General features: G+C 37.2%; 2 protein-coding genes. Both read left to right on the top strand.

The window, feature by feature from the left end:
- A partial coding sequence (gene kynU, locus AC1DTM_RS25870; RefSeq protein ID WP_477001226.1) for a kynureninase occupies positions 1 to 972 on the top strand: 972 nt, incomplete at its 5' end.
- Positions 973 to 974: 2 nt separating this feature from the next.
- Positions 975 to 1560, top strand: a 586-nt coding sequence (gene kynB, locus AC1DTM_RS25865) for an arylformamidase (protein WP_477001225.1), incomplete at its 3' end; no start/stop codon positions are given.

The following is a 1560-nucleotide window of genomic DNA, read 5'->3' as shown; positions in this document are numbered from 1 at the left end:
GCGAATATACATCAAGTTATTGCGACGTTTTATGAGCCGAAAGGAATACGTACAAAAATTCTTGCGGATGAATTAACATTTCCGTCAGATATTTATGCGCTTCAAAGTCAAATTCGTTTAAAAGGCTTAGATCCAGATGAGCATTTAGTACGAGTGAAAAGTCGAGATGGAAGAACACTTTTTGAAGATGATATTATTCAGGCAATGACAGATGATATCGCTTTAATTTTATTGCCTTCTGTACTATATAGAAGCGGACAAATTCTCGATATGAAGCGATTAACAGCTGAAGCTCATAAACGTGGTATTCATATCGGTTTTGACTTATGTCATTCAATCGGTGCTATTCCGCATCATTTTAACGAATGGGATGTAGATTTCGCTGTATGGTGTAATTATAAATATTTAAATGCAGGTCCTGGTGGTGTTGCAGGTTTATATGTGAATAAAAACCATTTAGATAGACTTCCAGGATTATCTGGTTGGTTTAGCTCTAGAAAGGATAAGCAGTTTGATATGGAACATTCATTAACTGCGGCTGATCATGCTGGAGCCTATCAAATAGGGACACCTCACGTATTAAGTATTGCACCATTAATCGGTTCTCTTGAAATTTTTAAAGATGCCCGTATTGAAAGATTACGTGAAAAGTCATTACATATAACAAGATATATGCTCGATTTAATTCAATTGGAGTTAAATGATATGGGATTTACAATCGGAAATCCGCTAGAGGATGAAAAACGAGGCGGGCATATTTATTTAGAACATGCTGAGGCGGCACGTATATGTAAAGCGTTAAAAGCAAATGGAGTGATTCCAGACTTTAGAGCTCCAAATGGAGTTAGACTTGCGCCTGTTGCTTTATACAATACGTATGAGGAAGTATGGAACTCTGTACAAATCTTAAAGAAAATTATGAAAAATGAAGAATATAAAAACTTTGAAAATAAGCGAGAGGTTGTGGCGTAAGCATGAAAACATCGCAGTGGATTGATATTTCACAACCGCTAAATAATGATATCGCGACATGGCCAGGGGATACACCGTTCTCGTATGAAGTTTCATGGTCAAAAGAAGACAGTGGTTCGGTAAATGTCGGAAAGTTAACGATGAGTATCCATACAGGTACTCATATTGATGCACCATTTCATTTCGATAATGACGGTAAGAAGGTGTTGGATTTAGATATACACGTATATGTAGGCGCAGCACGAGTTATCGATGTGTCAGGGCTGGAGAGTATCGGTAAAAAGGAATTAGAACGTTTTAAATTAGAAGGTGTAGAGCGATTATTATTACGTACATCTTCACATGGTAAAGCGCAAGAATTCCCAGAAAAAATCCCGTATTTACGTGCTGATATTGCAGATTTTCTATCAAGTAAGGGCATTCGTTTAATTGGGGTAGATGTACCCTCTGTTGATCCTTTAGATGATAAAGAACTAGCAGCACATCATCAATTATTTAAACACGGAATTCACATTTTAGAAAATGTCGTACTCGATCACGTAGCAGACGGCGATTACGAACTTATTGCCTTACCACTTGCATTAACAG

The sequence above is a fragment of the Bacillus sp. P4_D3 genome, assembly GCF_056401855.1.
Note: the sequence above shows the minus strand (reverse complement) of the source record. Positions and strands in the feature narration are given on the sequence as shown.